Genomic DNA, 12,666 nt, shown 5'->3' on the forward strand with positions numbered 1-12,666 from the left:
AGGTTTTTTCAGATGTGGAAATGGGAAGCTGAAAATGCGGTTGGTGTAGTCGTTATTATTCATGGTGCAAATGAACATCATGGGAGATATAAATGGTTAACAAAGCAATGGGTGGATAATGGGTTTCATGTATTAATTGGAGACCTTCCTGGACAAGGAGAGGTAACTAAGAAACAACGTGGCCATATTGAACGTTTTGAAGAGTATCTTGATGAGATTGAGAAGTGGGTAAAGGAAGCATTTACTTACCATTTACCGACTTTTCTTCTTGGACATAGTATGGGTGGATTAATTTCAATTCGTACCCTCCAAGAAAGAAAATTGCCGGTACATGGCGTTATTCTTTCTTCTCCATGTTTGGGATTAGTCGACCCACCTTCATTTGGATTAGATGTCTTAACAAAATTTCTGAATATCACCATTCCAAAATTAAGGGTAGATAGTGGAGTTTCGATTGATAAGGCTACTAGAAATGATGTTTTACTGAGTGAAAACATCGACCCTCTTTATGTAAAGAAAGTGTCAGTTAGATGGTATCGAGAGCTAAATCATGCAATGAAAATGGCACATAAACAAGTTAAAAAGCTACCTGATATCCCATTATTGGTGCTTCAAGGTGGAGATGATAAAATCGTTAATAAGAAATCGGTACTATACTGGTTTAATTTAGTAAATAATAAGGAAAAAGTGTATAAGGAATATCCTGAGCTTTTCCATGAGGTATTTAATGAACCAGAAAGAGATGAAGTGTTTCGTTATGCCCTACAATTTGTAAAGAATATAATATAGTAATACAACATGAAATGTGGTGATTTTTTTGAAGGTACCAACACATCCCTTTCCATTAATGGGGAAGGTTTATAATGAAGTTCTGCCAACAGTACATAAATATTTAGCCTATTGGCGTGAAAAAGCAGAACAGATTCCAAATGAAGAGCTTCGCAATCAAGCATTAGCAAGCATCGATTCCAAATCCTTTCATTGTGAAGGTGGTTCAATTATGGCGATCCTCGCACATGACGAGTTGGAGGAATGTATTAAATTTATTGTTGCCTATCAAACGATTAGTGATTATCTGGATAATCTTTGTGACAGGAGTACATCATTAGATCCAACTGACTTCCGGGCTCTACATGAATCAATGCCACATGCACTAACAATTGGTCAACAGACGACTAATTATTATCGGTATCGTGATGAGCAGGATGATGGTGGCTATTTAAGTGATTTGGTATATGCATGCCAGGAATCCTTAGCTAATGCTAAGCATTATGATAAGATCGTCGCTCATTTACATGAACTGGTTGGCTATTATTGTGACCTACAGGTTCATAAGCATGTTCAAGTGGAAGAACGAGTCCCTCGATTAGAGCAATGGTTTGAGAATCACAAATCATTATTACCAGAGATGGAGTGGTACGAGTTTTCGGCTTGTTCTGGTTCTACTCTAGGGATCTTCTGTTTGGTCGCTCATGCTTTCCAATCAGAATTTGATGAAGAAGTGGCTGGGAGGATAAGAAGTGGTTACTTCCCCTATATCCAAGGGCTTCATATCATGTTAGATTATTTAATTGATCAAGAAGAGGACATTAAGGGTGGAGATTTGAATTTTTGCTTCTATTATCCACATGAGGAGAAGCTAATTGCACGCTTAAAGCACTTTGTTTCTGAAGCAGACAAGCATATCAAAGGGCTGCCAAATGAAAAATTTCATAAATTAATCAATCGAGGCTTGCTCGGTATCTACTTATCTGATGAGAAAGTAAGAAAACAAAAGAAGGTATCTCAAATCGCAAAAGAAATGATTAGATGTGGAGGCGGAACATCGCTATTCTTTTACATGAATGGTCGAGCATATCGAACCTTTCAAAAAGTTTCTTTAGCCTTTGGGCGCTAAAAAAAAGGTGCCAGGCACCACCAGCGGGACAAAAAACGTTCCGATAATGGTGCCAGACACCTATCTTTTTTCGATAGCAATGATAAATGGTGGATTGTTTTGTTGATTCATAAATCGATAATTTAATACATGAGCGTATTGCTGATCAATAGTTGTTACATAACTTAGAAGCTGATCTCGTTCATATGCACCTTCTTCATGTCCATGATAAACAACGAGAATAATGATTCCTTCAGATGGCATCACTGTTAATAATTGTTCTACTGCTGAAATGGTTGAGTCAGGTTTTGTGACGATGCCTTTGTCTCCACCAGGTAAATAGCCTAAATTAAAGATGGCAGCTTTTATACGTTGATTAACACTTGCTGGGAGTACTTCACTCATCTTATCGTGGCTTGCTTCAAACAATGTGACTCTAGATAGAAGTTTTTGTTCACTCAGCTTTGTATTGGTTTGAGCGATCGCTGCATGTTGTATATCAAATCCAAACACATGCCCTCGTTCTCCAACTAAATTGGCTAAGTAAAGAGTGTCATGACCATTTCCAACAGTCGCATCCACTGCCATATCTCCTGGAGATAGAGCTGATTCTAGAAGCTTTCTTGCAAAGGGGAGAATTCGATCAAGCTTCATACCTTTTCAACTTCCTTCTTAAAAAACTTCCCTTGATAGCTATTGCGACGTTTAAGTTCAGCGTCGATGCTATTTAACACTTCCCACTTATTTACACTCCACATCGGTCCAATCATTAAATCAATGGGTCCATCTCCAGTAATTCGGTGAACAATCATTTCAGGGGGTAAAACCTCTAATTGATCACATACTAATGATACATAATCATCAAGTGACATAAATTCAAGCAACCCTTTTTCATATTGTTTGACCATGGGGGTACCTTTTAATAAATGCAATAAATGAATTTTGATCCCTTGTACATCTAACTTTGCTACCTCTCGAGCAGTTTGCATCATCATTTCAGGCGTCTCAAGTGGTAAGCCATTAATGAGATGAGAACAAATACGGATATTGTGCTTTCTTAGCTTCTCAACTCCGTCAATATAGCACTGAAAATCATGAGCACGATTTATTAATAAGGCAGTTCGTTCATGAACGGTTTGCAATCCAAGCTCTACCCATAAATAGGTTCGTTCATTAAGTTCAGCCAAATACTCAACCACATCATCAGGCAAGCAATCGGGACGAGTGGCAATAGAAATTCCAACTACCCCTTCTTGATTGAGTACTGATTCAAATTTCTCACGTAGCACCTCAACTGGGGCATGTGTATTCGTATAGGCTTGAAAGTAAACCATATATTTACCATCTTTCCACTTCGTATGCATTTTTTCCTTGATCGTATTAAATTGTGTAATAAGATCTTCTGTACGGTCTCCAGCGAAATCACCAGAACCTGCTGCACTACAAAACGTACAACCGCCGTGAGCTACGGTACCATCACGGTTAGGGCAGTCAAAGCCACCATCTAGTGCAACCTTAAATACCTTATGTCCGAAATGCTGTCTTAAATGATAATTCCATGTATGGTAACGCTTGTTATCTGACGCGTATAAAAATGGGTTATTCTGATCCAAATCAGGTTTCTCCTTTATTATAAAAATAGTCCATTAAACGATTGTAGCATGATTAATTCACCATTCACAAATGTAAAAAATGTGTACAGAATTGGAAGTCATTAATAAGACATAATAGGACCGTCAGTGTACACACTATCAAGTGATGAGGCATTGCTTCACAAAGAATAGAGGAGGGGTACAAAATGGCCACTCGTAAATCAGTTGAAGATTTCTTAGCACAATGTGAAGATACAATTCGTTATGCACAAGAGCAAATCACGACTGGAAGACAGCAAGAGCATTATAATGCTACTGAGTACACAGATGCCCTTCATATGATCGAAGAACGCACAAATGATTTAGCTCACTTAGCACTTAGCTGTAATGGCCAGCAACGTGAACAATTACATCGAATGAGATTACAGCTTCAACAGCTACAAAATGATTTAACATTAGATGAAAATATCATCCAGGAATATAAATAGGGGGATATGTGATGAAAAAACGTTCAAAGCAAAATAACCCTGAGCAAAAAACACAGAATGGGCATAACAGTGAGTTCGGACAAGAACTAAGTGCAGTTGAAAAAGTGAAAAAGAAAAATGCGAATAAAGGTCAACCAATTAAATCAAAACAACATCCTGAATGATAAGAAAAGAGTGTGGATTTCACACTCTTTTTGTCTGTAAAAAAGCATGTCCTATTACTATAAAGTTCTAAAAATTATGTGGATTAGCAACTGTATTGATAAATAGATAAGAAAGGAATAGAATGATTTTTGGAGCAAAAATAAAACGGAAATCATTTTTTTATATATATGTAGGAAAAGGGGGAGTGAATATGCCTCGAACGCTTTGGGTGTTAGTGATTGGAATGATTATTAATGTAACAGGATCTTCTTTTTTGTGGCCATTAAATACAATCTACATTCATGATCAGCTCGGAAAATCGTTAACAGTAGCGGGATTTGTTCTCATGTTGAATTCTGGAGCTAGTGTGATAGGAAACCTTGTTGGTGGAACGCTATTTGACAAGGTTGGAGGATATAAATCAATCTTAATTGGAATCCTCATCTCAATGGTAGCAATAGGTGGACTCGTCTTTTTCAATGAATGGCCATATTATGTGCTGCTATTAATAGTAGTCGGATTTGGTTCTGGGATTGTCTTCCCAGCGATGTATGCAATGGCTGGTTCGGTATGGCCCGAAGGTGGAAGAAAAGCATTTAATGCCATGTATGTCGGTTCAAATGTTGGTGTTGCATTAGGTGCTGCTTTAGGTGGATATGTCGCTTCTTATTCTTTCCAATACGTTTTCACAGCAAACGCAGTCTTGTATATCTTCTTTTTATTATTAGCAGTGTTTGGATACCGTTCGATCAAAGTTGATCAATCAAGTCAACAAAATGTATTGGAACAAAAGAAAACGATTAAGAATTATACGAAACTAACAGCTCTTCTGATTGTTTCGATTGGATATTTATTATGCTGGTTAGCTTATTCACAATGGGCATCCACGATTGCCTCTCATACTCAAGGTCTAGGGATTAGTATGAAGCAATACAGTTTGCTATGGACAATTAATGGTTTACTTATTGTATTGGGTCAACCGTTGGTTAGTGCATTGGTTCGTTTCTTTGCAAAAACACTTAAGTCACAAATCGTGATTGGAATCATCATTTTCATCGTCTCATTTGTGGTGGTCTTAAATACAACCCAATTTACTGGCTTTATTATTGCGATGGTGATATTAACTATCGGTGAAATGTTTGTGTGGCCAGCAGTGCCAACAATCGCAAATGACCTAGCTCCAAAAGGGAGAGAAGGCTTTTATCAAGGAATCGTTAATAGTATGGCAACCGGTGGTAGAATGCTAGGCCCAGTTGTGGGTGGTATTCTAGTAGACTTTCATGGGATGAGTATGCTATATGGAGTTTTGATTGTCCTGTTAGCAATCTCTGTTGTTACAACACTCTTATACGATCGTAAGTTAAAACAAAATATAACAAAAGAAGAAACAGTAGTTGTTACTGGATCATAGATAAAATGAAAACCTTGGGAGATGCTCTCGAGGTTTCTTTTTTATTTTAGAGATTTAAAGCATGAAAAATCATGAACAATATGGTAATATCGAATAATAACAAAATTCAATATTATTAGAAAAATAAAATATGGTAAATGAAGCATAAAAAGAGATTGCTCATTTACTTGAAGGTAAGGGGAATCTAACAATGGCAGAATTACGTAGTAATATGATCAAAAAAGGTTTTGATCGTGCACCACATCGAAGCTTGCTTCGAGCAGCAGGGGTAAAAGAGGAGGACTTTGATAAGCCTTTTATCGCAGTCTGTAATTCATATATTGATATTGTTCCAGGACATGTACACTTACAAGAATTCGGAAAGATTGTCAAAGATGCAATTCGTGAAGCGGGTGGAGTTCCATTTGAATTTAACACAATTGGGGTAGATGATGGAATTGCTATGGGGCATATTGGAATGCGTTACTCTCTACCAAGTCGTGAAATTATTGCAGATTCAATTGAAACAGTGGTTTCTGCTCACTGGTTTGATGGTATGGTCTGTATTCCAAACTGTGATAAAATCACACCCGGAATGATGATGGCAGCACTTCGAGTCAATATTCCAACTATTTTTGTTAGTGGTGGACCAATGAAGGCTGGCACAACAAGTGATGGAAGAAAGATTTCATTATCATCCGTATTTGAAGGTGTGGGTGCCTATCAAGCTGGTAAAATTGATGAAAAAGGTCTTCAGGAATTAGAAGCATTTGGCTGCCCAACCTGTGGATCTTGCTCTGGAATGTTTACTGCAAACTCAATGAATTGTTTAGCAGAAGCCTTAGGACTTGCTTTACCTGGAAATGGAACAATCCTAGCTGTTGCACCTGAGCGTAGAGATTTCGTCAAAAAGTCTGCGACTCAATTAATGGAATTAATCAAGGATGACATTAAGCCACGTGATATCGTCACTGAAAAAGCGATTGATAACGCATTTGCCCTTGATATGGCTTTAGGTGGATCAACAAATACAGTACTACACACATTAGCTCTTGCACATGAGGCAGAAATTGACTATCCAATTGAGCGTATTAACGAGGTGGCTGCACGTGTACCACATCTATCAAAGCTTGCACCAGCCTCTGATCACCATATTGAAGATTTGCATGAAGCAGGTGGGGTTTCTGCAGCGTTATATGAGTTATCGAAAAAAGAAGGAGCCCTTCACCTTGATACACTAACAGTGACTGGGAAAACGCTTGGTGAAAATGTTGCAGGATGTGAAGTTCAAGATCATAATGTCATCAGACCAATAGATGATCCTCATACTGTAAAAGGCGGATTGGCTGTATTATTCGGAAATCTTGCTCCAGATGGTGCGATCATTAAAACTGGTGGGGTTCAAAATGGGATTACAAGTCATGAAGGACCAGCAGTTGTCTACGAATCACAAGAAGAAGCGGTAAAAGGGATTTCCTCTGGCGAAGTAAAAGCGGGCGATGTAGTCATCATCCGTTATGAAGGTCCTAAAGGTGGACCGGGAATGCCTGAAATGCTTTCTCCAACATCGATGATTGTAGGAATGGGACTAGGGCCAAAGGTAGCTCTTGTAACAGATGGTCGTTTCTCCGGAGCTTCACGAGGACTTTCAATTGGGCATGCTTCACCAGAAGCAGCTGAAGGCGGACCACTTGCCTTTGTAGAAAACGGAGACCATGTTGTAATAGATATTGAGAATCGCACAATGGATGTAGTTGTACCAGAAGAAGAATGGGAACAACGTAAGGCAAATTGGAAAGGCTTTGAGCCAAAGGTGAAAACAGGCTATCTTGCTCGTTATTCCAAGCTTGTTACATCTGCTAATACAGGTGGAGTCATGAAGATTTAATTTATAAAAAGAGTCCAGATAAGGATGAAATCATCCCAATCTGGACTCTTTTTTGTATTAGGCTGTTTTCTCAAAGTTTGTTGTTTTTTGAAGTGAATTAATTGAGAATAGATTTCTAGCATACTGAATACACGGGGGACTCCCGTGGGACTAGTTGGCTCCCACAGGACGCGGATTGTATTCAGGCTGCGGTATCAAAAGCAACAATATATACGAAAACAGCCTTGTATTATTATTTTGCTGCCTCTAACTGGCTCGGATCTAGATAATTTATAACGTCTGAACTATTTCCTCCTCCATAGCCGCTACCATTCTCAGGTCCTGGGTAGGTTTGTTCGCCTTTTTCATCATAGGCGATCACACCGAATTGAACAGTAGGGGGGAGGAACATATCACCAAAGAACGGGTCAGGCTGATTATACTGAATGAGTTGTTCATATTCTCCGATTAAATCAATCCAATTCTCTGGAAGCTTTATTGCAGAATAAGAATGGGGGAAGTCGGCAACTTGAACAGAATGTTTTAATTGAATTCTTGGCTGATAGGATTGAATTCCGTCTGAAACAAGAAAGCTTCGGTCTTTTATTAAATAAAAATCGAGTCTCTGTAAGTCTTGCAGAGGATCGTAGTTCAATAAGAAATACTGCTCTGAATGGACCTTCACATGAAGTGGAGACCCTAATGTTCCTGTATATGCATTTTGCCACTTACGCTTTTCATAGATCCAATAGCTAATCGCATAATCACCTTCAGTTGTAATGTAAGGAACAAAAACATGGTTGTCATCTAAGTACACTATATCTTGAATTTCACTTACCTTTACACTTAAGAAGTGGGGATTTATTTCATTAATGAGTTCTTCGTCAGTCAAAAAAGACTTTGCTTTACTAGGATAGAACCAATAAAGAAGCATAATCATTGCAATTACCAAGATTCCTATAAGGGCCATCGTTTTTCTATTCATTTTACAAGCCCTCCTTTACTTCAATAATTGCGTTTGGTAATCGATAATACAATTGTTCTTTTGGGGTGGATATTAAAAGACCTTTACCATCCTGCTCAATGTAGATTACTGTCTGTAAGCCACTTCCCGATTTTGGTTTAGTGCCGATAAGTTGATATGGAAATTTTTCAACCATTTCATTTGATTCGGATTCCCATCCTGTCATGGTCGTATCGTTATACCATTGTTGTGCATTGAATTCAGTCATACTTCCACTCTCAATATCCTTTAATAGATAAGTAGACTGGAGGGTGACTTCGGTACCTGAAGGATGAATCACCATCACCTGCGCATTATCTATATCAGAAACAAAAGTGGAAAGGGAATTGTTTGGATAGATTAGCTGCTGCATAGGTCCGTTTAATAGCGAAATAAGAAGAAAGACAAAATTGCTGAAAAAACCAAGCCATGCAAAGGTTCGATATCGTTTCCAACGTTCTTGTTGGTTGTTTCTTTTCAATATCCAATAAGCGATCCATACGCCGAGCGGAAGAATCGGTATGCTTATGAGCATATTGACATTCAAATTGAAATTAAACGAAAATCTTCCTAGAATCAAAATAATAATCGCTTTCCAAACTGGCGGTTTTTCACTTTTTTTATAATAGATAATAAAAAGAAATAAAATGATAGCCCATGAAAATAATGTTGTTATTGTCGAAACGAGATTGTATGAAAAATCGAATGTAAAATCCATGGTATGCCTCCTAAATAGGTATGATGTATGGATTTTATCATACTAATGGAATAAAATGGTGTGAAAGTAGTATGAATAAGGATGATTTTGGTGAAAATGATTTCGAGCAAGCCTATTTTTCTTGATACTACTTGCAGTTTTTTGACAAATTCTATACAATACACATTATAATGAATAAGCGAAAAGCATTGATAAGGAGTAGTAATGAAGAACTGTGTTTAGAGAGTTGACGGGTGGTGCAAGTCAATCATTAGTTGTTCATGAACTCGCCTTGGAGTCACAAGTGTGAAATACGTTTCTACGTTAATTAATACTTGTCGTATGGTCCGCGTTATGGATGAATGAAGCGAGTGTAGCATGCCTTATGGCGTGATGACACTAATGTGGGTGGTACCGCGGGAGATTCTATACATAATCCTCTCGTCCCTCTTATGGGATGAGGGGTTTTTTATATTGGTTGTTTTTTCAAAGTTTGTTGTTTTCAGACATGAATTAATTGAAAGTGAAGTTTTTAGCAGACTGGATACACGGAGACTCCCGTGGGATGCGTGAGCAAAAGTGAGACCCCGCAGGAGCACCGCGACGAGGAGGCTCACCGCTCACCCCACAGGACGCGGAGTGTATTCAGGCTGCGGATTTTATAACAACAATTTATTCGAAAATAGCCATTATATTCAGTTAAGTTTTGAACATGATGTTCGAGGAGGATTAAGATGAGTTACAAACACCAGGATATTGAAAAAAAGTGGCAGCAATATTGGGAACAAAATAAAACATTTCGTACGACTGAAGACAAAGGGAAGCGTAAATTCTACGCGTTAGATATGTTCCCATATCCATCAGGAGCGGGGCTACATGTTGGTCACCCTGAAGGTTATACTGCAACAGATATTTTATCAAGAATGAAGAGAATGCAAGGGTATAATGTACTTCACCCAATGGGCTGGGATGCTTTCGGATTACCAGCTGAGCAATACGCATTAGATACAGGAAATGATCCAGCTGAATTTACGGAAATGAATATCAACACATTCCGCCGTCAAATTAAAGAGCTTGGCTTCTCTTATGACTGGGATCGTGAAGTGAATACAACCGATCCTAAGTATTATAAATGGACACAATGGATTTTCACTAAGCTATATGAAAAGGGCTTGGCTTATGTAGATGAAGTAGCAGTTAACTGGTGTCCAGCTTTAGGAACTGTCCTTGCGAATGAAGAAGTCATTGATGGTAAGAGTGAACGTGGTGGTCATCCAGTAGAGCGTCGTCCAATGAGACAATGGGTGTTGAAAATCACTAAATATGCAGATCGTTTACTTGAAGACTTAGAGGAGCTTGATTGGCCTGATAGCTTAAAGGAAATGCAACGAAACTGGATTGGCAAAAGTGAAGGAGCACATGTTACCTTCAATATTGACGGGCATGATGATACATTCACTGTATTTACAACACGTCCAGATACATTATTTGGTGCAACATATGCAGTCCTAGCGCCTGAGCATCCTTTCGTTGATAAAATTGCAACTGAAGATCAAAAAGAGGCAGTTGCTGCTTATTTAGATAAAGTGAAGACTAAAAGTGATTTAGAGCGTACGGATTTAGCGAAGGATAAAACAGGTGTATTTACCGGAGCTTATGCAATTAATCCAGTAAATAATGAAAAAATGCCAATCTGGATTGCTGATTATGTATTAATGAGCTATGGTACAGGAGCCATTATGGCGGTTCCAGCTCATGATGAGCGTGATTATGAATTCGCAGTGAAATTCGAATTACCAATTAAAGAAGTAGTTGCTGGTGGCGATGTAACGAAAGAAGCATATACAGGCGATGGAGAGCATGTAAACTCAGACTTCCTAAATGGAATGAATAAAGAAGATGCGATTACAGCGATGATCGATTGGCTAGTGAAAAATGAAAAAGGCAAGAAGGAAACTACCTATCGTCTACGTGACTGGTTATTTAGCCGTCAACGTTACTGGGGTGAACCAATTCCAATTATCCATTGGGAAGATGGAACGATGACTGCACTTCCAGAAGAAGAGCTACCATTAATGCTTCCAAAAACAACAAATATCAAACCTTCTGGTACAGGTGAATCACCACTTGCGAATATAGAAGAATGGGTAAATGTTATTGATGAGAAGACTGGTAAAAAGGGTCGTCGTGAAACAAACACGATGCCACAATGGGCTGGTAGTTGCTGGTACTACTTACGTTATATTGATCCAGAAAACGATAAGTATTTAGCTGATCCAGAGAAATTAAAAGAATGGTTACCAGTTGATATCTATATCGGTGGAGCAGAGCATGCGGTTCTTCATTTGTTATATGCACGTTTCTGGCACAAAGTACTGTATGATATTGGTGTTGTGACAACAAAGGAACCTTTCCAAAAGCTATTTAACCAAGGGATGATTCTTGGTGAAAATAATGAAAAAATGAGTAAATCAAAGGGGAACGTAGTAAACCCTGATGATATTATTAAATCACATGGTGCTGATACATTACGTTTATACGAAATGTTCATGGGACCACTTGATGCTTCGATTGCATGGTCTGAAAATGGATTAGATGGTTCGAGAAGATTCCTTGATCGCGTATGGCGTCTATTCATTAATGAGCATGGTCAAGTGACTGATAAACTAACAGGAACTGAAGAAGGCGGAGCGTTAGAGCGTGTCTATCATCAAACCGTGAAAAAGGTAACTGAGGATTATGAAGGTCTTCGTTTTAACACGGCAATTTCACAATTAATGGTATTTATCAATGAAGCATATAAGGCAACGGAATTGCCAACAAAATATATGGAAGGCTTTGTGAAGCTATTATCACCAGTTGCTCCACATATCGCTGAAGAGCTTTGGAGTAAGTTTGGATATGATCATTCATTAGCTTATGAATCATGGCCAGCATTTGATGAAGCGAAATTAGTGGAGTCAGAAATTGAAATTGTCATCCAAGTAAATGGCAAGGTGAAAGCTAAGCTTCATGTACCAGCTGATGCGACAAGAGAAAAGCTAGAAGAAATCGCAATGGTAGAAGTGAAGGAACAAATTGAAGGTAAAACAGTACGAAAAGTAATCGCAGTACCAGGTAAACTAGTGAATATAGTTGCAAATTAACGATCGCTCTAAAGGATAGGAAATAAGAAAGCTGTCCCGAGATATCTCGGCAGCTTTTTTTCTTTGTATCAATTTAATTCTTCTGGTTAATCTAGAACTGTTCGACTAACTTAAAAAAAGGAGCCAATCATATGACCCAATCACAACGACAACAAGAAAGACAATGGAAAGAGCGCAAACAAGCTCAACATCCACATGGCAAAGTTAAATCTTTTGAACAGCTTGCTGAAGATGTGGGGAAAAATGATTCGAAGTAAGAAAAGCTGCAAATTGCAGCTTTCGTCATTTTTGAAGCTTCTTAGTTGTTTGCTAGTAATTTATGTAATAAAACAATCCCATAACCTATAAAGGCAACTGAAATACCAACATAAAGAGGAATAAGAAGTGGGAGAAAAAAGGCTAAGACTCCTAATGTCATGCCAATTAAACTAACTACATATATTTTCATAAGAATCCCTCCAGG

13 protein-coding genes and 1 other annotated feature are annotated in these 12,666 nt (G+C 38.3%); of the genes, 8 read left to right on the forward strand and 5 right to left on the reverse strand.

Annotation, left to right across the window (positions count from 1 at the left end; translation table 11 throughout):
• Positions 1-12: 12 nt before the first annotated feature.
• Both F7888_RS06300 and F7888_RS06305 read left to right on the forward strand, forming a co-directional pair.
• Positions 13-789, forward strand: a complete 777-nt coding sequence (locus tag F7888_RS06300; RefSeq protein ID WP_191778327.1) for an alpha/beta hydrolase — start codon at positions 13-15, stop codon at positions 787-789.
• A gap of 28 nt (positions 790-817) precedes the next feature.
• Entirely contained in the window at positions 818-1,897 is a 1,080-nt protein-coding gene (locus tag F7888_RS06305) for a tetraprenyl-beta-curcumene synthase family protein (protein WP_191778329.1), read from the forward strand.
• A 60-nt stretch (positions 1,898-1,957) separates the two neighbouring features.
• Here the strand turns inward: F7888_RS06305 and mnmM are convergent, their stop codons facing one another.
• Together mnmM and mnmL are read right to left on the reverse strand one after the other, a co-directional pair.
• Positions 1,958-2,530: a tRNA 5-(aminomethyl)-2-thiouridylate-methyltransferase MnmM gene (gene mnmM, locus F7888_RS06310; RefSeq protein ID WP_191778332.1), complete on the reverse strand. Its 573-nt coding sequence runs from the start codon at positions 2,528-2,530 to the stop codon at positions 1,958-1,960.
• A complete protein-coding gene (mnmL, locus tag F7888_RS06315; RefSeq protein WP_191778334.1) occupies positions 2,527-3,489 on the reverse strand; it encodes a tRNA modification radical SAM protein MnmL/YtqA in 963 nt (320 codons plus the stop codon). The genes mnmM and mnmL overlap by 4 nt, the downstream gene beginning before the upstream one ends.
• Positions 3,490-3,674: 185 nt before the next feature.
• Between mnmL and F7888_RS06320 the strand changes: the two genes are divergently transcribed.
• The 4 genes from F7888_RS06320 (at position 3,675) to ilvD (ending at position 7,378) form a co-directional block, all read left to right on the forward strand.
• The gene (locus F7888_RS06320; protein WP_191778336.1) at positions 3,675-3,956 is read left to right on the forward strand and encodes a YtzC family protein; all 282 of its coding nucleotides are present in this window, start codon (positions 3,675-3,677) and stop codon (positions 3,954-3,956) included.
• An 11-nt stretch (positions 3,957-3,967) separates the two neighbouring features.
• Entirely contained in the window at positions 3,968-4,120 is a 153-nt protein-coding gene (locus F7888_RS06325) for a glycogen biosynthesis protein GlgD (protein WP_191778338.1), read from the forward strand.
• A 191-nt stretch (positions 4,121-4,311) separates the two neighbouring features.
• Entirely contained in the window at positions 4,312-5,511 is a 1,200-nt protein-coding gene (locus F7888_RS06330; RefSeq protein ID WP_191778341.1) for an MDR family MFS transporter, read from the forward strand.
• Between the two features lie 190 nt (positions 5,512-5,701).
• The gene (gene ilvD, locus F7888_RS06335) at positions 5,702-7,378 is read left to right on the forward strand and encodes a dihydroxy-acid dehydratase (RefSeq protein WP_191778342.1); all 1,677 of its coding nucleotides are present in this window, start codon (positions 5,702-5,704) and stop codon (positions 7,376-7,378) included.
• Between the two features lie 232 nt (positions 7,379-7,610).
• On the opposite strand, the gene F7888_RS06340 is transcribed toward ilvD, so the two are convergent.
• Positions 7,611-8,342, reverse strand: coding sequence for a hypothetical protein (locus F7888_RS06340; protein ID WP_191778343.1), 732 nt, complete (start codon positions 8,340-8,342; stop codon positions 7,611-7,613).
• Between the two features lies 1 nt (position 8,343).
• Positions 8,344-9,078: a hypothetical protein gene (locus F7888_RS06345; RefSeq protein WP_191778344.1), complete on the reverse strand. Its 735-nt coding sequence runs from the start codon at positions 9,076-9,078 to the stop codon at positions 8,344-8,346.
• A 179-nt stretch (positions 9,079-9,257) separates the two neighbouring features.
• Positions 9,258-9,509 (forward strand) — a binding site (T-box leader).
• Positions 9,510-9,791: 282 nt separating this feature from the next.
• Between F7888_RS06345 and leuS the strand changes: the two genes are divergently transcribed.
• Positions 9,792-12,203, forward strand: a complete 2,412-nt coding sequence (gene leuS, locus F7888_RS06350) for a leucine--tRNA ligase (protein ID WP_191778345.1) — start codon at positions 9,792-9,794, stop codon at positions 12,201-12,203.
• A gap of 131 nt (positions 12,204-12,334) precedes the next feature.
• Positions 12,335-12,460 carry a DUF6254 family protein gene (locus F7888_RS22465; RefSeq protein ID WP_225228628.1) on the forward strand — a complete coding sequence of 42 codons (126 nt, stop codon included), beginning with the start codon at positions 12,335-12,337 and terminating at the stop codon, positions 12,458-12,460.
• Positions 12,461-12,501: 41 nt separating this feature from the next.
• Here the strand turns inward: F7888_RS22465 and F7888_RS06355 are convergent, their stop codons facing one another.
• The gene (locus F7888_RS06355; protein ID WP_191778346.1) at positions 12,502-12,651 is read right to left on the reverse strand and encodes a hypothetical protein; all 150 of its coding nucleotides are present in this window, start codon (positions 12,649-12,651) and stop codon (positions 12,502-12,504) included.
• Positions 12,652-12,666 lie beyond the last annotated feature (15 nt).

Source organism: Litchfieldia stipae, from assembly GCF_014837155.1.
In the GTDB taxonomy this organism is placed as follows: Bacteria; Bacillota; Bacilli; order Bacillales; family Bacillaceae_L; genus Litchfieldia.